Genomic DNA, 26,760 nt, shown 5'->3' on the forward strand with positions numbered 1-26,760 from the left:
ATAAAAAAATCCGGACTTTGGAATTCGTTTTAAAATTCCTAGTCCGGATTTTTGTGGATTAGTCAGCCATTTGAATAATTTCAATCCTGTAGCCGTCCGGGTCAGTCACAAAGAAATATTTATTTGAATTTGGTGTAAGACCTCTAATTTCGGTAACTTCGTAGCCTTTTCCCATCAAATTGTCCCTAAGAGTATTGATATCTGGGTGGGAAATAGCGATGTGGCCATAGCCTGTGCCGATTTCGTAGCCTTCCTCTTGGTCGTAATTGTATGTTAATTCTAGTTCGTAATCAGGGCTTTGAGGTAGTTTTAGGTAGACCAGGTCAAATTTCTTTTCTGGAAATTCCTTTCTTCTTGATTCTACAAAACCCAATTCTTCTGTATAAAACTTAAAGGACTTATCAAGGTCCTTGACTCTAACCATTGTGTGTAAAAATTTCATAATATCCTCCTTATTTTATTTATAACCCAAAAGGGGAAATATTATTCATCAAAATATTATTTAGGATTGGCTTATAATAATTATTAATAAAACTTAAGTTGACTTTAATATTATTTAGGTTTATAATGGTATTAACAAAGGAGGATGCCATGGGAAATGATAAGAGAGAATGGATTGAAAATCTCGATGACAGTGAAATTGACTTTATCAAGAGATTTATCCTAGAATCGGGATCTTTAAAGGAAATGGCAGCAATCTACGGGGTTTCCTACCCAACAGTGAGGCTAAGGCTTGATAGGCTGATTGAAAAAATAAAACTATCAGATAAGGAAGATAAGTCCTATGTAAGCCTGATAAAATCGATGGCCATAGACGGGAAAATCACCCTAGATGCAGCCAAGATTTTGATTGAAGAATACAAGAAAGAAGGAGAAGGAAAATGAGATTAGCCGGAGTAAGTTTATTAATAACAATTTTTATTTTGTTCCTACCCTTAATTGGGCAAATTCTTATATGTAAACACATAAAGGGAAGGGCAGGCCTAATCCTACCAGGGATTTCTTTTATAATATCAATTATATATATGTTAAATATACCAGATATTGATGGTAATGTTTGGCCAGCAGTCCTTACAACTTTGGTAATAGCCAACATTCCTACCATAATCTTCTACCTAATATATAGGTACTACAACCAAAAAGAAAAACAAAAAGACGAACTAGACAAGATGGAAATAATGGATATGTAAAAAACAGAGCTAAGGTTGACCTTGGCTCTGTTTTTGAATTTTTATTGGATTTTAATGGCTCTACAGTTTTATATTTTCGGATAGTTTCGAATTTTTTTCAAGTTCAAGATACAATATTCCATCAGATTCATTAATTATTTTAAAACCTAAATCCTCATGGATTTTCAAAGCGAAAGCACGTTCTTTTTCAAAATCATTGTGAAGAGCCTTTATAGAATCATAGGAGAAAGCCTTCTTGATTAAAAGTTTTAGTCCTAATTTTCCATATCCTTGGCTCCTAAATTCGTTTTTAATCACAATTCCTATATCCCTTGTGAAATCATTAAGTTTTGAAGGATGGAAATTTACATCTCCTACAAAGGCCTTTAAATCTTTGTCATAAATATAAGCGTAAAAATACTCGCTTGGATTTGAAAAATAAAGTTCGTACCATTTTTCCCAATAAGCCTGGTCATGAGTAATGGTGCAAGTTGCCTTATCATAGCCAGAAAAAGGCAGATCATAACCCTTGTTGTAGGCCATGGTGGCAGGATCTTTTAGGAGATTTTTGGCAAAGTCTAATTCATTTTCTTTTGGGAGATAGAGTTTGATATTTTTCATATTCACACCTTTCTATTTTGTGCTTGTTTGAAAAAATTTTATAAGAGAAAAAAATCCGGGGGTCAAGGCCTCGGATTTTTCTATTTGGTGGAGAATAGGGGACTTGAACCCCTGACCTCTTGGCTGCCAGCCAAGCGCTCTCCCAGCTGAGCTAATTCCCCAAATACAAATCCATTATACTACATACAAAAAGAAAAAGCCACCCTTGTGAGTGGCTTTTAGTGAAGATAAATTAGTTACCTTTTTTATCTTCTACTTTTTCTTCTACTTTTTCTTCAGCTGCATCTTTAGCTGCGTCTTTTGCTTCGTCTTTAGCATCTTCAGCTTTTTCTTCAGCTTTGTCAGCATCTTCTTTAGCATCTTTTGCATCTTCTACTTTTTCTTCAGCTTTTTCTTCTGCTGGAGCTTCTGTTTTTGTAGTTGTTTCTGTTGGTTCTTCTGCTTTCTTGTCAGCTGAGTTACCACATGCGCTTAGCACTAATGCTAGAGCTAATAGAGAAAATAATTTTTTCATAGTACCCTCCTATATTTTTATATTTTCTTGTGTACCCATTCTCCTAAATTGAATCTGTGTCTTAAACTCAAGAATCTTGATGCCTGGTCAGATAGGATACCAATCCAGATACCGGCAAGTCCTAGGTTAAGGACATTAACACAGATAAGAGTTACTATGGACCTGATAAAGGTTACAGACACAAGTGCAACTCCTAACGTATATTTTACATCACCTGCGGCCCTTAAGCAACCCCCATAGATAACTTGTGAGATCTGAAGGAGGACAATTATTGTAAGAAACCTTGAAATTAGAACACCCATGTCAAGTATATGATTTTCAGAAAAAAATATAGAAAATATATTTCTGCCGAAAAATATCATTATCAAGGATATTATTACCGAAAATATAAATCCTAATTCCTGGCAAGACTTTCCGAGTTTTAGAGCTTCGTCCTTGTGGCCTGCCCCTAGGGCGTTTCCAGTAAGGGCGATAGCAGCCACTTGCATACCGTCACCAAAGGAGAAGGATAGGCCAAGGAGGTTCATACCGACATTGTGGGCGGCAAAGGCCTCTGTACCGAGCCTTGCGGCTGTGATTGCTGTAATCATAAAGCCAATCCTTGCTGAAATATTTTCCACAAAGAGGTTTACGGCTAGGTTTTTAATTTCTCCAGCAATTTCCATAGAGAATTTGAATTTGTTTTTTGCCATGGTCCTAAAATTCATATAAGAATTTTTATCAATTAAAGATATTAGACACATGATAGTTGCGACCACAGTTCCTAAGACTGTCGCAAGGGCTGCACCCCTGACTCCCATTTTTGGAAAGCCAAACCTACCTTCAATTAATAAAAAGTTTAGGCTGATATTTACAACTGACGATACCATATTTGAAATAAAGGCAATTTGAGTGTTGCCACAGCCCCTGTGAGCTGCATTTATGAGCATGGATAGGGCATTGAAAATTAGTCCTATCATTATTATCATGTAATAATCGTAGGCTAATTTGTGAGTTTCAGGATTTGATCCAGCAAGTTCTAGGATTTTCCCGGCGAAAGGTATCATTAACAAGTCTACAAATATTACAAAAAATACCATAATGTAGAGGGCGGTTGTAAGGGTTACGTTGGCCTTATCCCTTTTTCCTTCGCCCTGGCGTCTGGCTATTAAAGCTGAAACTGCAGCGTTTATGGCGAAAAAGACTGAAAGGGATAAGAATTTTGGCTGGATTGTAAGGCCAATTGCAGCTATTGCAGCAGGTCCCAAGCTTGAAACCATGAAGGTATCGATAAAGCCAGCTATTGACACAAAGAAAAATTCAAGGACTGCCGGCCAAGCTATGGATAAGGATTTTTTAAAATAAGCTTTCCTATTCCTTTCCATCCTAGACTCCTATCAAAGTCAGGTACTTTTCAATATTTATTTCAATAGCTCCTGGATTTTTATTTTCATTTGCGACCATGATTTTAATTATATCCTGGCAAGTTTTTTCGATTGCTTTTGAAATCTCATAATCTTTTAAAAGATAGCCTATAAAAAGTCCATCAAAGAGATCGCCAGAGCCTCCAACTTTTATGTTTTGCTTGTCATAGAAAATTGGATTTTCCATTCCGTCATAGTAAAGAACAGCTGGTTTTCCATCCTTATTTGCAGATGTGATTATAATTTTTTTGCCATTTTTTGTAAGTTTATTTATATCTAGGTCTAGGAATTCCGCTTCAGTTTGGTTTGGAATTATGATGTCGGCGACGTTCACCAAGTCCTTGTAGTTTGCGACCTTAGTATCATCAAGGCCTGGATAAAGGGCACCGTCATCGCCCATGATTGGGTCAAATACAATTTTTGGTCTATAATCGAGATTTTTTACAAAATCTTTTATCATTTCTTTTTGGCTGGCGTTTTCTATGTAGCCAATAAATATTAGGTCAAATTTAATGCCTAAATTTTCCCAGTTTTCAAGGCTTTCCTTGATAAAGGGATCTATATTATAAAAAGCATTTCCACCTAGGGAAAAGTTGTTTGCTATCATTGCTGTTGGCAGCAAAAAAACTTCACAATCCATATAGGAAAGGACTGGAGCCATTAGCCTTGCAGCGATTTTCCCCTTGGATACGAAGTCATTTAAAATTAGTACATTTTTCATCTAAAACTCCTTGGCATTATTTTATTGATTTGAAATAATAAGTCAAATATTTAAAGATATCTAACTTTAAAGAAGTATAGTAATAATATGAACGAGCAAGCAAAAAATGTTGTTAATAAAATTAAAGAAAATAAATATGTCAAGAAGACTAAGAAGGGCTTGGGATCACTGATATTCTCAAGGGCAGGACTTTTTGCCTTTATGATTTTATTTCAAATATTTATCCTAATTAGCCTTTATAGGTACCTTGGCATCAACCAATACTACCTTTTCGGAGGTTCGTCTATCCTAAGTTTTATCATGATGATGGTAATCCTAAATATTGACGATATGAACCCTTACATGAAATTATCTTGGTCTCTTTTTATCTTTGTGGCGCCTACCTTCGCTATTATTGCCTTTTGGATGGCATATTTCAAAATTGGTTATAGGCGTGAACACAAGAGGGTAATTGACCTTGAAGTGGCATCAAGAATTTACCACCAAAGGTCCCTAACTCATAAGGAACTCATGGCTACTAAGGATAAAAGATTTATCAATCTTTCTACCTATCTTAAAAACATCGGCGGATTCTCCACTTATAAATCCACCACATCCCAATATTTCAAACTAGGGGATAAAATGTTTGAAGCCATGATAGAAGATATTAAAAATGCCAAAGATTATATTTTCATGGAGTTTTTCATCCTTGATTATGGTTATATGTGGGGGACAATCCTTGAGCTTTTGGTTGAAAAGGTCAACCAAGGCGTTGAAGTAAGGCTTTTGATCGATGGATCAAACCTAATAACCAGGCTTCATTCAAATTTCGAAGAGGAAATGGAAGAATTTGGAATAAAGTTTAGGGTATTTTCCAAAATGTACCCAATTGTTTCAACCTATTTAAACAACAGGGACCACAGGAAGGTCATGGTTGTTGATGGCAAGGTAGGTTATACAGGCGGAATAAATATAGCTGATGAATATATCAACAGGTACGAGCGTTTTGGCCACTGGAAAGACTGTGGTTTGAGAGTTGAGGGAGAGGCTGTAGAAAGTTTGACTGTTCTTTTCTTGACCATGTGGAATGCTTCCAAAAAAGATCAAATCATCGAAGACTTTGGACCATATTTGGAATATGTGACTGCCCAAAAAGAAGACGGCTACTATATTCCTTTTGCAGATAATCCAACAGATGACGAACGCCTTTGCAAAAATATTTACCTAGACATGGTAAATAACGCCAGGGAATATGTTTATGCCATGACCCCTTATTTCATTGTTGATGATGAGATAATTTCAGCCCTCCAAAGTGCGGCAAAGAAGGGAGTCGACGTAAGGCTTGGAATTCCTCATATACCAGACAAAAAAGTCGCCTTCACCTTGGCTAAAAACCACTATGGAGAACTCTTAAAATACGGGGTAAAAATTTATGAATACACTCCTGGCTTTGTCCACTCAAAGACTTGGATGGCCGATGGGGAAATTGGTGTAGTAGGGACAATCAACTTAGATTACAGGGCCCTTTACCAAAACTTTGAATGCGGGGTCTTGGTTTATAAATCAAAGAGCCTAGTGACAATCAAAGAAGACTTTGACGAATTTTTTGCGGTTTCTAAACTTGTGACAGACGAGGACGTCATAAATATGAAAACTTCAACTAAAATTGCAGGCAAAATCCTAAAACCATTTGCCCCTCTGATGTAATTGCAATTGGTAAAAATTTTATAAATCAAACTAAGGCTAGATTATTCTGGCCTTTTTTATTTGACAAAAGACCAATCCTTGATATAATGAATACAAGATGTATGGTGTATGACCAAACAGTAAGGAGTTAAGATGTTTAAATTAGATCCAAATTCGGAGGCTCCTCTTTATATGCAGATTGTTGAGCAAACCAAGCTTGCCATTGCGGCAGGCTACCTTCAAAATGGGGATAAGTTTCCATCTGTAAGAGAATTATCCAAAGACCTTTTGATCAACCAAACAACAGTTTCCAAGGCATTTAAAGAGTTGTCCAACCAAGGTATTATTAAAACCCAACCGGGCATAGGGACTGTGATTGAGCTTAATATCGAAAAAATCGACCTAAAGAGGGACGAATTTTTGGAAAAGCTTGAAGAAGACATATCCCAAGCCATTTTCCTTAAGATTTCCAAGGAAGAAATCATCGAATTGTATGAGAAAGTAGAAGGTGAGATAGATGTTATTTGAAGTTAACAATATCAGCAAGGCCTTTGGCAAAAACCAGGTTTTAAAAGACGTTTCTTTTAGCCTTAAGCCAGGGACAATAACAGGTATAGTCGGCAGGAACGGGTCAGGAAAGACAACCCTCCTTAAAATCCTTTGCGGGATATATTTGGCGGATGGAGGAGAATTTACCCTTGATAAGAAGAAATTAAGCGAAAATCCAAAACTCATTTCCCACATAGGATTTTTGCCAGACAGATTTGATTATTTTAGCTTTTATAAGGCAAAAGACCTGCCAGAATTTTACAAAATAAGCTATGAAAATTTCGACAGTGATTATTTCTTTGCTGAAATAAACAAAAATGAAATTGATCCAAACCAAAATATTAGAAATTTATCGAAGGGACAAAAAAACCTCCTAGGATTGATTACCATCCTTGCATCAAAGGCTGATATCCTCCTAGTTGATGAGGTCCTTGACGGTATGGACGTTTTGAATAAAAAACTGATTCTTTCTTACATTTTAGATGCCAAGGAAGAAGGGAGAACTGTCCTTGCCTCAAGCCACGACTTAGACCATTTGACTGGAGTTTGCGAGGAGATTTTATATCTTTCTAAGGACGGCAAGCTCAAAAATACAAGTGTGGATACCAAAAATATCAGGAAGGTCCAAGTTGTTGTCAAAGACAAACTCCCACAGGCTTTGGCAGATAATTCTGTCCTTGTATCTTCTCTTGGTAGGGTTAAGGTCATCTTAATTAAGGCTGACGATAAGCTTTTAAGCGAATATTTATCAGACGACCAAGTTGTCCAATACGATATGTTAGACCTTAAGATAGAAGATTACTTCTATATGGAACAGGGAGGTGAAATATGAAAGACTTTGGAAAATTACTCAAACTAACTTGGAAAAGATATGCAATATGGCTAATCCTCCTAGGATTTTTCTTCACCCTTTTCAATACTCTTGAGGTCAAAAGCAATTTAAAATGGGATGCCTTTAGGGTTACAGATAATGTAAGGCAAATGGAAAGGAATCTCGGCAAAGAAAAAGCTCATTCAGATGACCAAAAAATTGATGAAAAATATCTAAAAGATGCAGAAAAAACTGCCCAGGCTTATTCCAAAAAATATAAGCTAAAATATCAAGAAGAAAGGTCTTATGATGAAGAATATATGGAAAAACTCAACAAATACGACCTTTGGCATAAACAAGCTACCTACGAAGAATTTATGAGAGTCATGGAAGAACTTGATTCCTACAAGATCGATATGACAGAAAAGCTTACAAGCTCTATGGCTCTATCCCTTGTCTTTATCATGATAATCTCAATGGGACTTACATCTATCGAAGAATCCCTAAACTACTACGACTTCACCAGGATGCTTCCTTGGTCAAAGAAAAGGGAATTTTTGATGAAAGTAGGGGTGGCCCTAGTCTTTGGACTCGCCTTGTTTATAATAAATATCCTAATGGTGACCATTACAATTAAGGGCTCAGTATTTTCAGAAATAGCAAGTTTTGCAAAAATCGGAATCTTCCTCATGAAATCAATGATTTCCCTTGTGTCAGCATCTCTTGTGGGTGTATCCTTAGGGCTTTTGGCAGGAAACTTCCTTGGTCACATCGGTCTAGGAATTATTGCCATAGGTTTTGTAGAATGGTTTAAACTTATAATATTTTCCTTTTTGGGAATATTTGGAGAAACCTATCCAGGAACTTTCAACGATGCCTACTATAATTTCAAAAGAAGCCTAAGCCCGGCAGCACAAGTTTTCCTATCACTCTTAAATGCAAGTTTTGATAAGACTCCAACCCTTTGGGCGGGACTTGTAGTGGCCCTTATAATCGCCCTTGGAACTTACTTCCTAATAGGCAGGTCTTCTGCAGAAAGATCTGGTTACATGGTTAAAAATAAGGTCCTATCACAAATTTGTAAGTGGGCAGGAATCTTATCCTTAACTTCAATCCTCTTTGTTATAATAGCTGGCCTAGTAAGCTCTGGCGATGGAAATATTATCCTCAGAATCTTAGCCTACGCCCTTTCCCTCTTGATATCTTACAAGTTATTTGATATCCTATTTAGGATAAGACTTAAATTTTAATTAGGAGAGAGCTATGGCAAAAGATAGATTAAGTTGGAATGAATATTTTATGAGGCTGGCAGAAACTGTTGCCATGCGTGGCACTTGCGACAGGGCCTATGTTGGTTGTGTCCTTGTAAATAGCGAAAATAGGATAGTTTCCACAGGTTATAACGGATCGATCAAGGGCAATGCTCATTGCGATGAGATTGGCCACACAATGAGGGACGGCCACTGCATTGCGACCATTCACGCCGAGATGAACGCCATTTTGTACTGTGCCAAGGAAGGAATTTCAGTCAAAGACACAATTTGCTATGTGACTCATTTTCCTTGCCTAAACTGCACAAAATCTCTAATCCAAGCGGGTATCAAAAAAATTTACTACAGAAATGCCTACAGGATGGACGATTATGCGGTCGAACTTCTCGAGAAAAATGGCATAGAATATATTAAAATCGAAGAGGATGAAAAGTGATCTTGGCATCTGACTTTGATGGGACAATTTTTATAGACGGGAAGATTTCCCAAGAAGACATAAAAGCAATAAAAGATTTCCAGCAACCTGGGAATCTTTTTGCTATTGTGACAGGCAGGTCTATTGCGAGTTTAGATCCCCTAATAGAAGGAAAAATCAATCCTGATGCCCTAATTTGCAACAACGGTGGTCATATTTTTGTAAAAGATAAGGGGCAACTGATAGAAGTTTTTAAGGCAACTATTTCAAAAGCAAAGGCTAGGGAATTTTTAAATTTTTATGGCAAAGAAATTCCTAATCAAATGGCGATTTTTACGGAAAGTACCAAGGAAAATGATCTTAAAAATATAAATGAATCCATAATGGCTCTTGCTATTTATTCTGAAAGTCAAATACCAAATCATTTCCCAGAAGACTTTGATTTTCATTATTCTATTGGCGTTATAGATGTGGTCAAAAAGGGTATAAATAAGCAAAGAGGAATAGATTTTATCAAGGATTTTTATTCCTATGATGGAGAAATTATTGCCATAGGCGACGACTACAACGATATTGATTTTCTAAAAAATACGCCACTTTCTTACACTCTTGATTATGTCACAAATGAGGCTGTAAGAGAGGCCTGTAATTTTAGCGTGTCATCCGTGGCAGACTTAATAGAAAATCTCATGGAGGGCATATGAAATATTCAGACGACGGTAGACAATACCACATAGGCTTAAAAGCGGAAGACATTGGTAAATACGTAATCTTGCCAGGTGATCCAAAAAGATGTGAAAAAATCGCTGCCTATTTTGAAAATCCAAAAAAAGTAGGCGACAGGCGTGAATTTGTGACCTATACAGGATTTTTAAATGGGGAAAAAGTCTCAGTCACATCTACAGGCATAGGCGGCCCATCAGCAGCTATTGCCATGACAGAACTTGCTAAACTTGGAGCCCACACCTTTGTCAGAGTCGGTACTTGCGGGGGAATCGATCTAGATGTAAAAAGCGGAGACATAGTAATAGCCCAAGCTGCCATCAGGGCAGAAGGAACAAGCAAGGAGTATGCTCCAATCGAATTTCCAGCTGTGGCAGATTTTGGGGTGACAGTTGCCCTAAAAAAAGGGGCAGAAGCCTTGGGTGCAAAAGACCATGTGGGCGTTGTCCAATGCAAGGACTCCTTCTACGGCCAACACGAAGCGGACTCCATGCCAGTCTCCTACGAACTTACAAACAAGTGGGAAGCCTGGAAAAGGCTAGGAACACTTGCCAGCGAAATGGAATCAGCAGCCCTCTTTGTAGTGGCAAGCTTCCTTAAAGTAAGAGTCGGCTCATGCTTTTTGGTAGTAGCCAACCAAGAAAGAGAAAAGCAAAATCTCCCAAATCCAGTAATCCACGACACCGACCTTGCTATAAGAGTGGGGATTGAGGGACTTAAGAATTTGATTGAGGCTGATAAAAAATAAGGATAACTTAAAAGAATGCTTAGGAATGAACCCTGAGCATTCTTTTTGTGCGAATTATAAATGTGCTTGATTGACAAATTATATGCTATAGAATATAATTAATATTAATATAACGAAATCGTTCCCATAAGGAGGAAAAATGAAAGCAAAATCTGGGAAAATTATAAAAATATGTGCCCTAAGCCTTGGCCTATTAATGTTGGGCGGTGCAACAATTACACCTATTACTAAGGTCTATGCAGAAGAACCTGGTCGACAAAATCAGCAAGAATTGAAAACAGTTAAAGTTCATTTCAATAAAGAATACCCATCCGAATATGTATTATATATTTGGTACAATGGTGAAAATGGAAATGAAGTGAAGGAATATAACTTTTCACAAAAAGATGAATACGGACCTTACTTCGAATTCCAAGTTCATAAAAGTGTTAATAAAATAAACTATATAATAGCTGACAAAAGAAATAATTCAAATTGGATTAAGGATGATAACAGAGATAGGTCTTTTGATTTAGGAAATGGAAATGAAGTTTGGATAAGGTCTAAAGACGAACGTTCATGGCATTCAAAACCAAAAATAGAAGACCTTATTAAAGACAAACAATTACCAACTAAACCAATCAAGGTATGGAAAGGTGATGCTTTTAAGTGGGTAGATGCTATTGACACATCTAAAAAAGACGATGTAAATACTGACATTGATGTGAGGAATGCTTTAGCCAATATTAAAGATGTAGCAAATTTAGATGACAGAAATTCAAAGGACGCATCGTCATTTAAAGACGGAAATTCAATATCAAAAGATGGAAAGGTCAAGGTAACTTTCAATGATGATTCATCAGTACAAGTAGACACCAAACTATACGTATCTGAAGTCATTACACCTGCAACAAATACCAACACACCTGAAGGTGCAATCGATATAGAACTTTATCTTGGTAAAGGTGTTAAAGATGAATTGAATAATGAGGGTCATCGTTTATTCAATAAGTACAAGGCAAAACCGGATATTGATGCATCTAAAGAGAAAATAGCATTGGTTGGTACAATCTTCGCTTCAAATGTAAAAACAACAAACCCTAAACAAAAAGTAAAATGGTTAAATGGCAAAAAAGAAGAAAATTATATAGTATCAAAAACCAACAATGTATTTACAGCTACTGCCATAGACCAAACAATCATTAGAATCAACTACCACAGACCAGATAAAAAAATAGATGGTTGGAAAGTAAAGATTAAGGATGGTAAGGGTAAAGAATACTCACAAGACTTTACAGAATCAGACAAAAATGGCAACTACTATGCGGAAGTATCCCTAGATGGAAAATTAGACTCAGTTTCCTATATAATCAAAAATGAAAAAACTGGAGAAGTAGAGAAAAATGGTACAAAAGAAAAAGACGGTAAGAGAAGCCTAACAATAGATAAGAATAAGGATAAAACCGAAGCTAGTGTTGAAGCTAGTAAAAAACCTTTGGTACCAAGTGTGAAACCAAGCCATTCAAAATCTTTAGATTACAAAATTGTACCAGAGAAGAAAACAGAAAAGAAGTCTAAGCCAAGTGAAAAAGTGCTTAAGTCTTACAAAAATCTAAGAATTTCTCGTGAGAAAAATGTTGTGGCAGTGAAGGCTGCAAAATTACTTTTGGAAATAGCTCCAGAACGTGTCAAGGACGTTAAGACTAACCTAATCAACCTAATCGCCAAGTCAGAAAGCCTTGTAAAAAATGCTGACACTATCCTAGAAAAACTAGAAGCTAAGTACGAGTTCTAATATTTTAAAATAATAAAAAAGATTCAAATATGGAAAATCCTTATTTGGATCTTTTTTCTTTGATTAAAATTCAAGTAGAGATAGGTTTTTATTTATTTTTTATAGATAAGAAAGATTTTCTTGACAAGTGTTATAAGCTGTTATATACTGTTATAGAGGAGAGAAATACATTGAAGATTATTATTAAAAATGGGTCGGCAGTTCCTATTTATGAACAAATTAAAAATGCTATTAGGGATGAAATTCTAAAGGGAAATATAAAAGCAGGAGAGAAACTCCCTTCTGTGAGAAATCTTGCCAGAGAACTTTCTATTTCGATTTTGACTGTCAAAAAGGCCTATGACGAGCTTGAAGGCGAAGGTTTTATTGAATCTCGTCAAGGTCTGGGGACCTTTGTTGGCAAGGAAGACCCGAATCTAAGGCTTGAAGAAAAACAGAAAAAACTCGAAGAAGCGCTAATAGAGGCCCTTAGGATTTCAAAGGATATTGAAATGAAAAAGAGTGATTTATTTGAACTTTTAGAATATTTATATGAAGGAGATTTTAATGACTGATAAAATACTGGCAAAAAATCTTGCCAAATCTTATGAAAAATTTAAACTCGGGCCAAATGATTTTGCCATTAAAAAAGGCTTTGTAACAGGATTTATCGGTAAAAACGGGATGGGAAAGACAACTACCATCAAGGCTCTTTTGTCGCTTATAAACTACGATGGGGAAATTTTCCTAGATGGTAAAAAAATTAATGATTTGACCTATCTTCAGGACGTGGGCCTTGTAATGGACGATTCATTTTTGGGCAAGGACTGGACCTTGGATTTGGTAAATGAGGCCATGGCTATAGGCTATGATAGGTGGGATTCAAAGGTATATTACGAATATCTTAATAAATTTGAACTTGAAAGAGAGAAAAAAGTTTCTGACTTATCAAGGGGAATGAAAATTAAATTAATGCTTGCGGTTGCCCTTTCTCATGACGCAAAAATCCTAATCTTAGATGAGCCTACAAGCGGCCTTGACCCAGCCATGAGAGATCAACTTGTGGATATGATTTTAGACTTTATGGAAGATCCTGATCATACAGTCCTATTTTCCACCCACATAACTCAGGACCTTGATAGGATAGCTGATTATATCGTCTTTATAGACCAAGGCAAAATTGTTTTTGAGGGCATAAAGGATGAGCTTTACGACAAATTTTTACTAATTAAAGGTGGACTAGAAGATTATGAAAGAATAAAAAACCTTAAAATTTATGGGCAAAAGAAAACTAAAGTTAATTTTGAAGCCCTAATCTTAAGAGAAGATTATAAGGAAGATGATAACTTGGTGGCAGAAGTGCCAACAATCGATCAAATAATGATTTATTATGGGAGAATCTAATGGATATTAGAAAACAAATTAAACTAGATATAATTTCAATGAAACCCTATTATACTTTGAAATATTTAATCATAATATTAGCTATATTTTTTTATAATAGCTTTATTATGAAATCTCCTATGGGAATGTTACCAATGATATTGTTTTATGCAGTAATGTTTTCATCTAATCTATTTTTGCTTGGAGAAAATTCAGGGATTGATTCCTTATATAAGATTTTTTCTATAGGTTCCAAAAAGGTAGTTATAGCTAGGTATATATTAGCTGGCTTGATTTTTATAGTGGCTAGTCTACTTGGATTTTCAATCTATGCTATAGTTTCACTAATAAAAAACATGCTAATAGGCCTTGATATGTCAATGGTTATTGGTATTAACTTTGTTTTGTATGCAATAATTATTTCTGTTCAATATCCGATATTTTTTAAATCCGGCTATATCAAGGCAAAGACTTTTAAATTTTTGCCGATATTTATAATTGCTATAATAGGAATGGCCCTAGGATATTTTATAAAAGATTTTGGGCCAATCCTTAACTTTGTATTAGAAAATCAAAGGATGCTTATAATTGGGCTTTGTATCCTAGTTGTCCTTATGCTTACAATTTCAATCACACTTTCCATTAAATTTTACAAAAAAAGAGATTTTTAAATCACAAAAGACCCTAGCAAGCCTTGGATTAATCTCCAAGACCTCCTAGGGTCATATTTATTTTGCTTATACTGTTTCAAAGTACGACTATCAGCATTTATTCTATAACATCAATATCAACAAGTGGGAGGACTTCGAGGATCTGATCCCTGGTTGGCAAATCTAGGACTTTGGCTGTAGCGCTTGCTGCAGCGACTGCGACCATGTAGGATTCGATTGGGTCATTATCTCTTACAAGAGTTCCGACAAAGCCTGCTATCATTGCATCCCTGCAAGCGACGGTGTTGATTATTTCCTTACCGTCTTTTACTGGTTTTGCTGCATAGACTCCGTCTCTGGTAAAGAACATGGATCCGTCTTCACCATAGGAGATTATAACGTATTTAGCGCCTTTTTTGATTAGGTCCTTGCCATAAGGGATGTAATCCATTTTGTCTTCGATTTTGGCCTTATAGATAGCTTCGATGTCTTCACCGTTTGGTTTAACAAGGAGTGGGCCTCTTTCAATCATGTTCATCAAATATTGGCTTGGAACGTCTGCTATGAAGTAAGCACCGTTGGCTTTGGCGATTTCTACCATTCTATCGTAGATGTCTGAGTCTTCGCCGTTTTCCATAGGTGGGACTGATCCACCAAAGATGATGGTGTCGCCTTCCCTAACTCTTGAGAGGTAGTAGAGGAGTTCTTCGACCTCTTCTGAGGAAATTGTTGGACCTTGGAAGTTGATTACGGTTTCTTTTTTGTCTTCAAAAATTTTGATATTTATTCTGTTAGATTCTTTGATTTCAACAAAGTCAACCAGGATTTCTTCTTTTTCTAGCCAATCTTTTATAAAAAGTCCTTGGTAAGAGCCAAGGAAACCTGTGGCTGTTGTAGGGATTTTCAGTTGGGAAAGGATTCTTGAAACGTTGATTGCCTTACCACCTGGAAGGGTCCTTTCGGTTTTGATGTTGTTGTTATAACCAGGATTTAATTTTTCTACTTCTACAAATAAGTCTATTGAAGGGTTTAGGGTTACTGTGTAAATCATAGATACCTCTTTCATATGTTAAAATACTTAATAGCTTCGATTATCTCTTCCATGTGCATGCCGTGGCTGCCTTTGACAAAGACGAGGCTTGCGCCGATGACGAGAGATTTTAATTTCTCGATTAATTCATCCTTGTGTTCAAAGTAAAGGGACCTGTTAGGAGGGAAATTTTCTAGGCTTGCCTCATACATTTCCTTTGCCAGTGGGCCATAAAATAGACAAAAGTCTATTTTTTTGCTGTCGATTTTTGATCCTACTTGGCGGTGGAGTTCTGATTCTTCTTCACCGAGTTCAAGCATATCTGCAAGGCAGACAATCTTTCTCTTGTAGCCTTGAAGCATATAGGCTGTTTCAAGGCCTGCAAGAAGGGATTGGGGATTTGACTTGTAGGAATCATCCAAAACGTCAAAGCCATCAAATTCCAAAAGTTCAGTCCTATTTTGAGTTGAGGTTGCCTTGGCAAAGCCATCGTCAATTGTTTTTTTGTCAAGACCAAGCATTTGACTTATCATTACAACAGCGGCTGCATTGTAGATATTATGCTGGCCCATAAGAGGGACTTGGTAGTGGTCATCTCCATGGGAGAAGCGGATGTTAGCTGGGCCTGACTTTTCAAAATTGATTCTAAAAGTCGCCTTATCGCTTGTACCAAAGGAAAGAACTTTTTGCTTGATTTCGTAAGTTGGAACTTCTTTTTCCATGGTCGGATCGTCTATATTATAGATAAAAATTCCGTCATCATCCATGCCTTCAAGGATTTCAAGTTTGGCCTTTAGGATGCCAGACCTTGATTTTAGGTTATGAAGATGGGAATCACCGATATTGGTAATCATGGATATATGTGGCTTAACCATTTGGCTTGTTAGGGAAATATCTCCAAAATTATCTGTACCAAGCTCTATAATTGCCACTTCTGTGTCGGTATCAAGGCTTAGGACAGTTTTTGGAACACCGATATCGTTGTTGAGGTTGCCACAGGTTTTTTGGGTCTTATATTTTTCTGACAAGACCTTGTGCAAAAGGTCCTTGGTTGTTGTCTTTCCGTTTGAACCAGTGATTGCAATTACCTTGCAGGTTAATTGGTCCCTGTAGGCTGCCGCTAGGTCTTGGAGGGCTTTTTTTGTATCTTCAACCCTTATATAAGGAATGGATACAGTTTTATTTATCTTTGCTGGGTCATCTATAAAAAAGGCCTTAGCTCCCTTACTTTCGCATTCTTTGATGAAAATCCTACCGTCAAAGACTTCGCCAACTAGGGGAATATAAAGTTCTCCTGGGTCAATTGTCCTAGAATCAGTGGATATTCCCTTGATTTTCACATCAGAAAATTTTTCATCACAAATTTCGCCACCAATCATATGGGCGATTTGACCTAAAGTTTTTTCAATCATTCTTAGATCTCCTAAAACCATCTTCAATTAGCATATCAAGGATAGCAGAAAAGTCTACCTTATATAGGTCCATAGCCATCCTTGCAAAAAATGATGAAGGGGTGAAGCCTGGGAAGGTGTTGATTTCGTTGATGTAAAATTCCCTATCTTTGCCATAGAAGATGTCAACTCTGGCAAAACCTTCGCATCCTGCTGCCTTGTAACAAGCTCTGGCAAATTCTTTGGCCTTATCCTTATCAGCTTCGTCCATCTTATAAGGAAGCTCTTCTCTGGTTGATTTTGAGAAATACTTGGCATCCCAGTCCAAAAATACGTGGTCGGTGATGTAGGCTGCTGGGTCAGAGACATCTATATTATCAGAATCTCCAAGGACAGCTAGTTCTATTTCTTGGCCAACGATTAATTCTTCTACCAAAAGTTTTCTGTCATATTTAAGGGCTTCAAGGCCTGCTTTTTTGAAATCTTCCTTAGTTTCAACCCTTGAAACTCCCACAGAAGACCCATTCGCAGATGGTTTTACGATGAGAGGAAGGCCGACATAGGCAATGCAGGAATCGATGAAGGCATCGTTAAAGTCTTCCTTATAGCAGTACTTGTACTTGGCTTGTTTTAGCTTTGATTTTTCGAAAATGTCATTTGAAGTGACCTTATCCATGCAAATAGCAGATGAAAGAAGGCCATTTCCTATATAGGCAAGGCCTACTGCGTCTAAAAAGCCCTGTATAGTTCCGTCTTCACCATAGGTACCATGGACTACTGGTAAGATTATTGTATTCTCTAGGTCCTCTTTAGAGACTTCTAAAAGGAAGTCTGCAATTGAGGCTTGTTTTGATTTGGAAATTTCTTTTACTAAGGAAAATTCATCAGCTGGATCATAATTGGTGAAAGTTTCTGAAAATTTTCCTTCCTTATCTATATATACAATTTTTTTGTCGTATTTTTCTTTATTTAGGTTTTTAACTATGTTAAGGGCGCTTCTTAGGGCAATATCATGCTCGCTCGATGGTCCTCCGCATAAGATGTATACAGTTTTCATAGTGTCTCTCTTTCTATTAATAAGCTTAAGTAAATTTTACTACATATGAAAAATATGGGCAAATATATATGTATTTATGGGACTTTTCTTTGGGGAAATAAGTTTATTTTGTACTTAAAAATGCCAATGATAATCAAAATTAGTTACAAATCGGAAATTAAATGTAACAATTAATAACAAGTTGCAAAAAATCTTCTATTAGTGAGAAAGGCATCTTTGATAAAAAAATCTCAACAAAATTCATTGTAATAGGAGGAGAAAGCCCTCAGGAAAAGGCTTGTAATCAATGCTTTGAATAAAATTGTAAACAATTTGTAAGAATTGATAAAATCTACATAATTTCCACACAATTTAAAGTTATACTATAAATCGTAATAAGGAATTGTTATCAATTTGTAACTATTATTACAGATTGAGACATAAATTTAAAAATAAGAAATTTATATAGATTTAAGGAGACAAAATGAAATTTTTTACAAAATACGCCCTAGCGGCAGCCCTAGTAATCCCATCGGCTTTTAGCTTTGGAGCAAGAAAGGCAGACGCAGCAAGCGCAGTAATTAACAAAAATCAAGCAAATGGAGTAAATGTTAGAAGTGAAGCTAAGCTTGGCGATAACATTATCGGCCTAATAGACGATGAAGATGCAAAATATGAAATCAAAGAGAATAAAGATGGTTGGTTAAAGATCGACTTTGAAGGCAAGGATGCTTATGTATCAGCTGACCTTTTCCACCTTCTTGAAGAAACAGAAGTAGTTTCTGCTACAAACTTCAGAAAAGAAGATAACCTTGATAGTGAAGTAATCAAAGTTTTAGAAAAGGGTACAGTTGCCAAGGCTCTTGAACTTGCTGATAATGGTTTTGTTAAAGTAGAAGTTGACGGAGAGGTTGGCTATATCTACAACAACCTTCTAAAGACATTTAGAAAGAAAAACGAAGAAATAGCTAAGGCTCAACAAAGTCAAGCAAAGCAAGCACCAGCTCAAAAGGCCCAACAAGCTCAACCAGCCCAACAACAAGCACCAGCACAAAACAATAACCAATCTTACCAAGGCTCAACAAACTGGGCTAAGGAATGGATAGCTCAAAGGGAATCAGGCGGTTCTTATACAGCCTACAATCCAAGAGGAGGCTACTATGGTAGATACCAATTAAACCCATCCCTAGTACGTTACGGTGCAAGCCCAGCAGAACAAGAAGCAGCAGCAGACAACTATGTATCTCAAAGATACGGCTCATGGGAAAATGCCCAAGCTTTCTGGCAAAGAAACGGTTGGTATTAAAAAATACAAGCTCAGAAATTCTGGGCTTTTTTTGTTGGCAATTTTATAATAATTTGTGAAAAATTATCGAAGATAGGGGTCTTTGAGAAAATTTTATAAATAAAGGAAAATCTCTTCCTTTATTCTATTAATATAATAAATTAGTGGTAAAATAATGATGGAGGATTTTATGAAAGCAATACTTACAATTATAGGAAAAGATAGACCGGGAATAATTTACCAAGTTACAGAAGTTTTATATAAGTACAATATCAATATTTTGGACATGAGCCAAACAATTATGGAAGATAAATTTGTGGCCATGATCAATATTGATTTGACCAAGGCGAATGCAGATTTTAGCGAAATCACAGGAAGTTTTAATGCCTTGTCTAAAGAAACTAAGCTTGAAATTAGGATACAAAACGAAGAAGTTTTTGACGTAATGCATAGGATTTAAGATGGATAAGGTAAATATTTTAGAAACTATAAAAATGTTAGATGAGGAAAATCTAGATATTAGGACCCTAACTATGGGGATTAGTCTTTTAGATTGTATTGATCCTGATTACAAAAAGGCTTGCGATAAGATTTATGACAAACTTATCAGGGAGAGCAAGGATTTTCTAAAAGTTTCCAAGGAAATTTCTCAGATTTACGGGGTTCCAATTGTAAATAATAGGATATCAGTCACTCCGATTTCTCTGATCGCAGCGGCGACTGACCTTGATGATTACACTCCTTTTGCAAAAGCCCTCGATAGGGCGGCAAAAGATATTGGAATTGACTTTATAGGTGGTTTTTCTGCCCTTGTTGAAAAGGGAATGACCCCTGCTGATGAGATTTTAATTAGGTCCATACCTAGGGCCTTGGCAGAGACAGACCTTGTTTGTGCTTCGATAAATATAGGTTCAACTAAGGCTGGTATCAATATGGACGCAGCAAATCTTTGTGGAAAAACTATAAAGGCCCTTGCTGAAAATACCGACAATGCCTTTGGCTGTGCAAAGCTCGTTGTTTTCGCCAATGCTGTTGAGGATAATCCTTTTATGGCTGGTGCCTTCCACGGAGTTGGCGAGGCTGACACAGTGATAAGCGTTGGTATTTCTGGACCAGGAGTTGTTAAGGCTGCAATTTCTGATAAGGAAGATTTAAAAATAAATGAGATTTATGAAATAATCAAGAAAACCGCCTTCAAAATCACAAGGATGGGCGAATTAGTTTGCCAAGAAGTTTGTAAGAAGCTTAATAAAAACTTTGGCATAGTTGATCTGTCTCTTGCACCAACACCTGCCATTGGCGATTCTGTTGGTAGGATTTTACAAGAAATCGGCATTGATAAGGTCGGTGGCCACGGGACAATTGCTGCCCTTGCCATGCTTAATGATGCGGTTAAAAAAGGCGGAATTATGGCAAGTTCTAGGGTTGGCGGTCTTTCAGGTGCATTTATACCTGTTAGCGAGGACGAGGCTATGATTGAAGCTGCAGGAAAGGGTTGGATAAGCTTTGATAAGCTAGAAGCCATGACCTGTGTTTGCTCAGTTGGCCTTGATATGATTGCCATCCCAGGAAAAACCACAGCGGCGAGCATTTCAGCCATGATCGCAGATGAGGCTGCCCTTGGGGTTATAAATAACAAAACAACAGCAGTAAGGATAATCCCTGTTCCAGGTAAGGACGTCGGTGACCAGGTCGAATTTGGAGGCCTTCTTGGCTATGCTCCAATAATAGATGTGGGCGAGTCAGATTCGAGTATCATGATTTCTAGGGGAGGATTTATCCCAGCCCCAGTACATTCATTTAAAAACTAGGAGGAAATATGACAGACAAAAATCCAATAGTAACTTTCATGATGGAAAATGGAGAAAAAATAAAGGCAGAACTCTATCCAGATATTGCCCCAAATACAGTAAATAATTTTATTTCCCTAATAAATAAGGGCTTTTACGACGGCTTAATTTTTCATAGGGTAATAAAAAATTTTATGATCCAAGGCGGGGACCCAGAAGGCACAGGCATGGGTGGACCAGGCTATGCTATTAAGGGCGAATTTAATATAAATGGTTTTGAAAACAACCTAAAACACGAAAGAGGAGTTCTTTCTATGGCAAGAAGCTTCATGCCAGATTCAGCCGGTAGCCAATTTTTCATCATGCACCAAGATAGCCCACACCTAGACGGCCAGTACGCTGGTTTCGGTAAGGTAATCGAGGGCATGGACGTGGTAGATAAGATAGCAGAATCTAAGACCAACAGACAAGATAGGCCAAAAGAAGACGTGAGAATAGAAAAAGCAAGCGTTGAAACCTTTGGCAAAGAATATCCAGAAGTAGTGAAAATGTAACTTAGACCAGGAGAAATCCTGGTTTTTTGATTGAATAATATATTTTTACTCATATAATATTAGAAATGGTAATTACCAATTATTAAAATCGGCAAATTATGAGGATTATATGTTATTAGATGTAAATAAATTAGAAGAAAGAGATTTTAAGAATACCTATACGGAGATTTTTGCCCAGGCTGATACTTGGGAGGAAGTTTACGGACTTTATGAAGAAAGAAAGGCTGATATTGAAAAGTTCTTGGCTAATTTCGATAAGGATACCAAGGTTATTTTCACAGGGGCTGGCACAAGCGAATATGTAGGCAATATTGCCCAAGATTATTTAAAAACCCATGGAGATTTTGATTTTGAATCAATTGCTACAACAGATTTAGTTTCAGCACCTTACCTACATTTCGAAAAAGAACAGAAGACTCTTTTGGTTTCTTTTGCAAGAAGTGGCAATTCCCCAGAAAGTCTAGCTGCAGTTAAGCTTGGTGAGCAAATTGTAGATGATTTTTATAACCTACCTATCACTTGTGCCCACGACGGCAAACTTGCAGTAAACCTTAAAGATGACCCAAATTCTTATGTATTTTTAAACCCAGCTATCACCAATGACAAGGGTTTTGCAATGACAAATTCCTTCTCCTCAATGCTTTTAGCAAGCCTTTTGATTTTTGATACAAGTCTTGAAAACAAAAAAGACCTAGTAGAAAAATTAGCTGGCATTGCTAGAGAAACCTACGCTAGGGCAGAAGAAATTGAAAAATTAATTGACTTTGACTTTGACAGGGTTGCTTACCTTGGTTCAGGCCCACTTGGCAAGCTTACTAAGGAAGCAAGGCTTAAAATCCTAGAGCTAACAGCTGGTGAAGTTGTAACAATTTTTGATTCTTCTATGGGCTTTAGACACGGTCCAAAATCATTTATCAACGATAAGACTCTTGTAGTTTCCTTTGTATCAGCAAATGACTACACCAGACAATACGACCTAGATATCCTTGATGAAATCAAGGCTGACGGCATAGCTCCAAAGATTATCGCAGTTACAAACGAAGATGTGGATAGGGACTACCAATTTATCTTAGAATCTAAGGGCCTAATGGATGCTTATCTTACAGTTGGTTATGCAGTCATTGCCCAATTAATTTCCTTAATCACAAGCCTAAGGGTGGGCAATACTCCAGATAATCCTTCAAAATCTCACACAGTTAATAGGGTTGTAAAGGGTGTTACAATCCACGAATATAAATAATGGCAAGCCTATATTCAGATTTGATAGATAAGCTCTTAGAGCAAATATCAACCATGGAAAAGGGGGCGAGACTCCCTTCTGAAAGGCAACTTTGCATGGATTACGGTGTTTCAAGGACAACTGTCAGAAATGCCTTGGGTTCACTTGTGAATTTAGGAGTTCTATATCAAATCCAGGGCAAGGGGACCTTTGTCAGGGAAAGATCTAGGGAAAACTTATCGAATTATTATTCTTTTACCGAGCAAACAAAAAGAAAGGGTAAAACACCAAAGTCCATAGTGACAAATTTCAAGGTGAGGGCCCTAAATGATAAGGAAAGGCAAGTCTTTGATGAGCCTAGCATTGAAAAAGTAATTGTCTTTGACAGGCTAAGGTTGGCTGACGATATGCCAATGATGTACGAAAAAACAGTCATTCCCTACGCTAGGTTTGATAAAATCACCAAGGACCTACTAGAAAAAGTTGCCCTTTATGATATATTTGCCACAAGTTTTGACACAAAAATATACAATGTGAGGGAAAGATTTCAAGTATCATCCCTTACTAAAAAGGTCGCAGAAGCCCTAAAACTAAAAGACGGATCGGCTGCCTTAAAGATAACAAGATTTTCCTATGACAAGGAAGATAAGCTAATAGAATACACAACCTCCTATGCCAGGGGCGATATGTTCTACTATGAGACTTCCTATAGTCCGAATTAATTAATATAAAAAACTCGCTATTTTCCAAGCAAGCCTGAGTCTAACAATGATTAGGATTTGACTGAAATAGCGAGTTTTATTTTCTCTTTTTTTGTATCCAAGGTAAAAATATTTTTTGTTTAGTTTTTTCCTACCAATCATCTCTTTCATCATAAAGGTCCAAGAGTTCCTCTAGAATCTTTATTTTCTTTTCTTTAGCCTTGCCCTTGTCGGTGTCTTTTCTTAGCATCCTTGGGTTCATTACTTCTACTTCCTTGATATTTGGGGTGTAGGATGAAACTTTGTTGGTGATGGATTCGTAGGACTTGTGTTCGGCGAGTGCTACGTGGTGGGAGTTAAAGACTAGGGTATAGCCGGCTATGCCAGTTTTTGCCTGGTAAGGTTTGGAAATGCCACCATCTATGACATAGAGTTTGCCGCCTGCCTTGATTGGACTTTCTCCTGCCTCTGTGATTACTGGCACATGGCCATTTACGATCCTACGTCTTTTGCCTTCAACCTTAAATTCATCTAGGATTTTATCAACGATTTCTTCTTTTTCGCAAAGTACGTAGTAAGGATTTGGATATTCTTTTCTTAATTTCTTATCATCTATAAAAATATTTTCAAAATAGGAATACTGGCTTTTGCCGAAGATTGGAGAATATTTTCCTCCTATCAAATACCACATCATATCCTTGGCCTTAAGGTTGTTTGTGTAATAAGCCTCTCTTGCAACTTTTTCAAAATAATCCATCAGCCCCTTGCCCTTATAGGAAAGGCCCTCAATTTCGACTTCCTGGAAGTCGCCTTCAGCTGTGAGAGGGATACAGCCGTGGAAGAGGAGGGACCCGTTTTCAATCTTGTACATGGCACCATTTTTGTAGAGGAAATCCATGTGCTTGTTGAGTTTGTCGTTTTTCATAAAGTCCTGTTTGAGGATATTGATGACAGTTTTTTCTTCCTTGGTGAGTTTGCTAGGATTTTTTGGGTCTATGGTAGGAAAGTTTGTATCCTTAAGCTTGGCACCCTTGTAGGTCATGGTTTTGAAATCGATGAATTTAAGGACGTTTCTGTCGTCCATATTTAAGTCGGGATTTCTCTCGATTAGGGCAGAGTCAAGCTTATACCTAATTATAGAAATTGCCTTGTGCATCTTAGCTCCGGCTTCCAAGGTAATATTGTCATAAATATTATCATCATAAATTCTTGGTTGAAAATAAAGGCAAGGGTCATCGCCGTAGGTCTCCATGGCAAATTCAAAGAGGACCCTGAGGTTGATTCCATAGCCGTCTTCAAGCATGTCAAAGTTGTTATATTTGATAGCATCTGCAACACATGCTGCGATAAGGGCAGTATTGCCAGCGCAGGCTCCCATCCAGGCTATATCGTGGTTACCCCATTGGAAATCAACACTTGGGAAAGTTAATAGCTCGTCCATAATAATATGTGGAGATGGACCCCTGTCGTAGATGTCACCTACTATGTGGAGTTTATCGACAGAAATCCTTTGGATAAGGGTGCAGATGACCTTGATGAAATCGAAGGCAACATCGTATTTAACAATATTTGTAACAAGGGATTCGTAGTAGGCCCTCTTGTTGTATTCAGAATCGTTGGTGTATAAAAGTTCATCTAGGATTAGGCTATATTTTTGTGGAAACTTCCTTTTGACATAGTCTTTTGGATATTTAGTTGAAACGAACTTTAGGAGGTTGATTAGCCTGTGGATGGTAATGGTTAGGTAATCTTTGGAAATCTTATCTTCTGTTTTTAGGGATTTGAATACCAAATCCGGGTCGTAGATAAGATGGGCTAGGGCATCTTGGTCCTTTTTTTCTAAAGTATCTCCGAATAGTTTTTGGATTTTATCCCTGATATTACCTGAGGCAGACCTTAGTAAATGCAAAAAGGCATCGCTTTCCCCATGTATATCAGAAAAGAAATATTCTGTTCCCTTAGGAAGTTTTTGTTGGGCATTTAAGAGGATAAGATCGTCTTTGATTGAGTTTTTATCTGGGTAGAGGCCTTTGATGAGGCTTTGGTAAGTTTTGTCCATAAAATCTCCTTTATAATTTTTGTACCTAAAAAGGGCTGGCTCCCAAGGCTTTCGCCTTAAGAGCGCAAAGCCCCCTTAGTCTTCTTTTCCTACAAAGTTTGACTTGTCGTAGATTTTTGCTTCTTCTTGCTTTTTGAAATCATCTGCAAGGTCTGGGTCGTAGGTCTCTTCGCTAGAACCCATATCTTCAACAACTTTGTTTACTTTTTTATTTGTTTCTTTGATGTCTGCCAAAGTTGTAGGATTTTCTTTGGCGAGTTTTTCCTCTGCATCTTTTTCGGCTTGGGTTTTGGAACATACGTTAGATTCTGATTTGACAATATTTTCTTTGTTTTCTGATTCGTATGTTTCTACTTCTGTGCTAAGGTCTGTATCTTCCTTGATAAGCTGGCTGGTTTTTGAAACAATTTTACCATCAACTTCTGTTTGATCTTTTTTTATGATGTTGACATCCTCATCTTCCTTAAAATCAAGTTTGATTGGATTATCTTTTGAATTGGTATCGTTGGTACCAGTCTTTACTTCAATATATTCGGTCTTTTTTTCTGGGACTTGTGTATTGTAAGTGCCTCTAATTTTGGCAATCAAGCCAATAAGAGAATTTAAAACTATGAGTCCATTAAAACCGATTAAGATATAAAGGAGTTTGTCTCGTAGATATAAGTAGAGAAAAGCATCGCAAGCTAAAAAGATTAGGCCAAAAAATACATTAGCCATATGGCCCTTACCATTTTCCCCAGCCTTAAAAATCGAACGAGCAATGCCTGTATTTATCACAAAAACAAGGATTAAAATACATAGGGCAAGGGGTTTTATAATGGCGCTAGAAATATTATTTATGCCTAAAAGGTCAATTGTTGCTAGAAATAGGTGGTTGTCAACAAAGATTACAAAGCCTATAGCAAAAAGCAAGATAATGCTAATTATAGACCTGAATAATCCTGTAATTATGCTAAAAAATTTTATAAAGTCTTTCATAAGTCCTCCATTATATACATTATATCATAAAATTTGAATTGTTTATATATTTTTAACTCGTATAATAGAAATAAGTTTAAAAGGGAGGGACTTATATATAGAAAGAATTTTTCGAAAAAATCAAAATGATTTTGCCCTTAAAATTGTCTTCGTTTCTATATCTAGGTCACTTTTTATTTTCCCTAAAAATTTGTCTATATTTTGGGAGAAAAAATTCTTCTAACCATTGACAAATGCCAATAAACTCATATCATATTTGGATAGTATGTAAAAAAGTTTAGAAAAAAGGTTAAAATAAAGGAGAAATCTTGATAAATATCT

At 36.8% G+C, this 26,760-nt stretch carries 29 protein-coding genes and 1 tRNA gene; 19 read left to right on the forward strand and 11 right to left on the reverse strand.

Annotated elements, in window-relative coordinates:
• Window positions 1-58 precede the first annotated feature (58 nt).
• Window positions 59-442, reverse strand: a complete 384-nt coding sequence (gene gloA, locus J2Z38_RS00275) for a lactoylglutathione lyase (RefSeq protein ID WP_209771015.1) — start codon at window positions 440-442, stop codon at window positions 59-61.
• Window positions 443-591: 149 nt separating this feature from the next.
• On the opposite strand from gloA, the gene J2Z38_RS00280 reads away from it, so the two are divergent.
• Window positions 592-885 (forward strand): DUF2089 family protein, encoded by a 294-nt coding sequence (locus J2Z38_RS00280; protein WP_225304661.1) that lies wholly within the window; start codon window positions 592-594, stop codon window positions 883-885.
• Window positions 882-1,190 (forward strand): hypothetical protein, encoded by a 309-nt coding sequence (locus J2Z38_RS00285; protein WP_209771019.1) that lies wholly within the window; start codon window positions 882-884, stop codon window positions 1,188-1,190. The genes J2Z38_RS00280 and J2Z38_RS00285 overlap by 4 nt, the downstream gene beginning before the upstream one ends.
• A 60-nt stretch (window positions 1,191-1,250) precedes the next feature.
• On the opposite strand, the gene J2Z38_RS00290 is transcribed toward J2Z38_RS00285, so the two are convergent.
• The 5 genes from J2Z38_RS00290 to J2Z38_RS00310 all read right to left on the reverse strand — a co-directional run bounded on the left by J2Z38_RS00290 (window position 1,251) and on the right by J2Z38_RS00310 (window position 4,428).
• Window positions 1,251-1,790: a GNAT family N-acetyltransferase gene (locus J2Z38_RS00290; RefSeq protein ID WP_209771021.1), complete on the reverse strand. Its 540-nt coding sequence runs from the start codon at window positions 1,788-1,790 to the stop codon at window positions 1,251-1,253.
• Between the two features lie 85 nt (window positions 1,791-1,875).
• Window positions 1,876-1,951, reverse strand: a tRNA-Ala gene (locus J2Z38_RS00295).
• Window positions 1,952-2,022: 71 nt separating this feature from the next.
• The gene (locus J2Z38_RS00300; protein ID WP_209771023.1) at window positions 2,023-2,304 is read right to left on the reverse strand and encodes a hypothetical protein; all 282 of its coding nucleotides are present in this window, start codon (window positions 2,302-2,304) and stop codon (window positions 2,023-2,025) included.
• A 17-nt stretch (window positions 2,305-2,321) separates the two neighbouring features.
• Window positions 2,322-3,668, reverse strand: coding sequence for an MATE family efflux transporter (locus J2Z38_RS00305; protein ID WP_209771025.1), 1,347 nt, complete (start codon window positions 3,666-3,668; stop codon window positions 2,322-2,324).
• A gap of 1 nt (window position 3,669) precedes the next feature.
• Window positions 3,670-4,428: a bifunctional hydroxymethylpyrimidine kinase/phosphomethylpyrimidine kinase gene (locus J2Z38_RS00310; protein WP_209771027.1), complete on the reverse strand. Its 759-nt coding sequence runs from the start codon at window positions 4,426-4,428 to the stop codon at window positions 3,670-3,672.
• Between the two features lie 87 nt (window positions 4,429-4,515).
• On the opposite strand from J2Z38_RS00310, the gene cls reads away from it, so the two are divergent.
• The 11 genes from cls to J2Z38_RS00365 all read left to right on the forward strand — a co-directional run bounded on the left by cls (window position 4,516) and on the right by J2Z38_RS00365 (window position 14,417).
• Window positions 4,516-6,114 carry a cardiolipin synthase gene (gene cls, locus J2Z38_RS00315; protein ID WP_209771029.1) on the forward strand — a complete coding sequence of 533 codons (1,599 nt, stop codon included), beginning with the start codon at window positions 4,516-4,518 and terminating at the stop codon, window positions 6,112-6,114.
• A gap of 132 nt (window positions 6,115-6,246) precedes the next feature.
• Entirely contained in the window at window positions 6,247-6,621 is a 375-nt protein-coding gene (locus J2Z38_RS00320; RefSeq protein ID WP_209771031.1) for a GntR family transcriptional regulator, read from the forward strand.
• Window positions 6,611-7,474: an ATP-binding cassette domain-containing protein gene (locus J2Z38_RS00325; protein ID WP_209771033.1), complete on the forward strand. Its 864-nt coding sequence runs from the start codon at window positions 6,611-6,613 to the stop codon at window positions 7,472-7,474. The genes J2Z38_RS00320 and J2Z38_RS00325 overlap by 11 nt, the downstream gene beginning before the upstream one ends.
• Window positions 7,471-8,703: a hypothetical protein gene (locus tag J2Z38_RS00330; RefSeq protein WP_209771035.1), complete on the forward strand. Its 1,233-nt coding sequence runs from the start codon at window positions 7,471-7,473 to the stop codon at window positions 8,701-8,703. The genes J2Z38_RS00325 and J2Z38_RS00330 overlap by 4 nt, the downstream gene beginning before the upstream one ends.
• Window positions 8,704-8,716: 13 nt before the next feature.
• The gene (locus tag J2Z38_RS00335) at window positions 8,717-9,160 is read left to right on the forward strand and encodes a deoxycytidylate deaminase (RefSeq protein WP_209771037.1); all 444 of its coding nucleotides are present in this window, start codon (window positions 8,717-8,719) and stop codon (window positions 9,158-9,160) included.
• Complete coding sequence (locus tag J2Z38_RS00340) at window positions 9,157-9,843, forward strand: HAD family hydrolase (RefSeq protein ID WP_209771039.1); 687 nt, start codon at window positions 9,157-9,159, stop codon at window positions 9,841-9,843. The genes J2Z38_RS00335 and J2Z38_RS00340 overlap by 4 nt, the downstream gene beginning before the upstream one ends.
• Window positions 9,840-10,610 carry a uridine phosphorylase gene (udp, locus tag J2Z38_RS00345; RefSeq protein ID WP_209771042.1) on the forward strand — a complete coding sequence of 257 codons (771 nt, stop codon included), beginning with the start codon at window positions 9,840-9,842 and terminating at the stop codon, window positions 10,608-10,610. The genes J2Z38_RS00340 and udp overlap by 4 nt, the downstream gene beginning before the upstream one ends.
• 139 nt (window positions 10,611-10,749) lie before the next feature.
• Complete coding sequence (locus J2Z38_RS00350) at window positions 10,750-12,384, forward strand: pullulanase-associated domain-containing protein (RefSeq protein ID WP_209771044.1); 1,635 nt, start codon at window positions 10,750-10,752, stop codon at window positions 12,382-12,384.
• Between the two features lie 170 nt (window positions 12,385-12,554).
• Window positions 12,555-12,938 carry a GntR family transcriptional regulator gene (locus tag J2Z38_RS00355; protein WP_209771047.1) on the forward strand — a complete coding sequence of 128 codons (384 nt, stop codon included), beginning with the start codon at window positions 12,555-12,557 and terminating at the stop codon, window positions 12,936-12,938.
• Entirely contained in the window at window positions 12,931-13,767 is an 837-nt protein-coding gene (locus J2Z38_RS00360; protein ID WP_225304662.1) for an ABC transporter ATP-binding protein, read from the forward strand. Before J2Z38_RS00355 ends, J2Z38_RS00360 begins: the two co-directional genes overlap by 8 nt.
• Window positions 13,767-14,417 carry an ABC-2 transporter permease gene (locus J2Z38_RS00365; RefSeq protein WP_209771051.1) on the forward strand — a complete coding sequence of 217 codons (651 nt, stop codon included), beginning with the start codon at window positions 13,767-13,769 and terminating at the stop codon, window positions 14,415-14,417. Before J2Z38_RS00360 ends, J2Z38_RS00365 begins: the two co-directional genes overlap by 1 nt.
• Window positions 14,418-14,514: 97 nt before the next feature.
• Here the strand turns inward: J2Z38_RS00365 and J2Z38_RS00370 are convergent, their stop codons facing one another.
• The 3 genes from J2Z38_RS00370 to J2Z38_RS00380 are packed head-to-tail and all read right to left on the reverse strand — an operon-like array spanning window position 14,515 to window position 17,874.
• Window positions 14,515-15,447, reverse strand: coding sequence for a 1-phosphofructokinase family hexose kinase (locus J2Z38_RS00370; protein ID WP_209771053.1), 933 nt, complete (start codon window positions 15,445-15,447; stop codon window positions 14,515-14,517).
• A gap of 11 nt (window positions 15,448-15,458) precedes the next feature.
• Window positions 15,459-16,838, reverse strand: a complete 1,380-nt coding sequence (locus J2Z38_RS00375; RefSeq protein ID WP_209771055.1) for a UDP-N-acetylmuramoyl-tripeptide--D-alanyl-D-alanine ligase — start codon at window positions 16,836-16,838, stop codon at window positions 15,459-15,461.
• Entirely contained in the window at window positions 16,831-17,874 is a 1,044-nt protein-coding gene (locus J2Z38_RS00380; protein WP_209771057.1) for a D-alanine--D-alanine ligase family protein, read from the reverse strand. Before J2Z38_RS00380 ends, J2Z38_RS00375 begins: the two co-directional genes overlap by 8 nt.
• Window positions 17,875-18,337: 463 nt before the next feature.
• On the opposite strand from J2Z38_RS00380, the gene J2Z38_RS00385 reads away from it, so the two are divergent.
• The 6 genes from J2Z38_RS00385 (at window position 18,338) to J2Z38_RS00410 (ending at window position 23,423) form a co-directional block, all read left to right on the forward strand.
• On the forward strand, window positions 18,338-19,159 hold the full coding sequence (locus J2Z38_RS00385; protein ID WP_209771059.1) for an aggregation-promoting factor C-terminal-like domain-containing protein: 822 nt from the start codon (window positions 18,338-18,340) through the stop codon (window positions 19,157-19,159).
• A 169-nt stretch (window positions 19,160-19,328) separates the two neighbouring features.
• Window positions 19,329-19,598, forward strand: a complete 270-nt coding sequence (locus tag J2Z38_RS00390; protein WP_209771062.1) for an ACT domain-containing protein — start codon at window positions 19,329-19,331, stop codon at window positions 19,596-19,598.
• 1 nt (window position 19,599) lies between these two features.
• Complete coding sequence (locus J2Z38_RS00395; RefSeq protein WP_209771065.1) at window positions 19,600-20,949, forward strand: PFL family protein; 1,350 nt, start codon at window positions 19,600-19,602, stop codon at window positions 20,947-20,949.
• Between the two features lie 8 nt (window positions 20,950-20,957).
• Window positions 20,958-21,482, forward strand: a complete 525-nt coding sequence (locus J2Z38_RS00400) for a peptidylprolyl isomerase (protein ID WP_209771067.1) — start codon at window positions 20,958-20,960, stop codon at window positions 21,480-21,482.
• Between the two features lie 109 nt (window positions 21,483-21,591).
• Window positions 21,592-22,722 carry an SIS domain-containing protein gene (agaS, locus tag J2Z38_RS00405; protein ID WP_209771069.1) on the forward strand — a complete coding sequence of 377 codons (1,131 nt, stop codon included), beginning with the start codon at window positions 21,592-21,594 and terminating at the stop codon, window positions 22,720-22,722.
• The gene (locus tag J2Z38_RS00410) at window positions 22,722-23,423 is read left to right on the forward strand and encodes a GntR family transcriptional regulator (protein WP_209771071.1); all 702 of its coding nucleotides are present in this window, start codon (window positions 22,722-22,724) and stop codon (window positions 23,421-23,423) included. Before agaS ends, J2Z38_RS00410 begins: the two co-directional genes overlap by 1 nt.
• Before the next feature lie 130 nt (window positions 23,424-23,553).
• On the opposite strand, the gene J2Z38_RS00415 is transcribed toward J2Z38_RS00410, so the two are convergent.
• On the reverse strand, window positions 23,554-25,461 hold the full coding sequence (locus J2Z38_RS00415) for a fructose-bisphosphatase class III (protein WP_209771073.1): 1,908 nt from the start codon (window positions 25,459-25,461) through the stop codon (window positions 23,554-23,556).
• Between the two features lie 75 nt (window positions 25,462-25,536).
• Entirely contained in the window at window positions 25,537-26,439 is a 903-nt protein-coding gene (locus J2Z38_RS00420; protein ID WP_209771075.1) for a hypothetical protein, read from the reverse strand.
• Window positions 26,440-26,760 lie beyond the last annotated feature (321 nt).

Origin of the sequence: Anaerococcus degeneri, assembly GCF_017874475.1 — a bacterium.
Lineage (GTDB): Bacteria > Bacillota > Clostridia > Tissierellales > Peptoniphilaceae > Anaerococcus > Anaerococcus degeneri.